General features: G+C 42.4%; 1 protein-coding gene. It reads right to left on the bottom strand.

Going from position 1 to position 321, the window contains the following annotated elements; translation table 11 throughout:
- Positions 1-321, bottom strand: a 321-nt coding sequence (locus tag CXF58_RS01355; protein ID WP_145989780.1) for a transposase, incomplete at both ends; no start/stop codon positions are given.

The raw sequence follows: 321 nt of genomic DNA, 5'->3' as shown, positions 1-321 counted from the left end.
TAACTCTGCTTGAGCTTATCAAATCTGGTGGCAACCGCCCTATACTGTTTTAGTTTGGCGAAAGTATTTTCTACTAAGTGTCGTGCTTTATACAAGTCCCAGTCCATATGGTCGTTAGAAGACTTAGTGTTTCGTTTTCGAGGGATGTTATCATGCGTCCCGGCTTGTTCAATATGCGCTCGTAGTGCATCAGAATCATAGCCTTTATCCGCACATAAAACCTCTGTATTGCTCAAATTAACTTTGTCTACTAAGTCAGGTGCGACTTTAACATCGTGGGTCGTACCATCTGACAAGATAAAGGCGATAGGATTGCCATGA

Source organism: Psychrobacter sp. Sarcosine-02u-2, from assembly GCF_002836335.1.
Taxonomy (GTDB): Bacteria; Pseudomonadota; Gammaproteobacteria; order Pseudomonadales; family Moraxellaceae; genus Psychrobacter; species Psychrobacter faecalis.
This window is presented reverse-complemented; position numbering and strand designations above follow the sequence as displayed.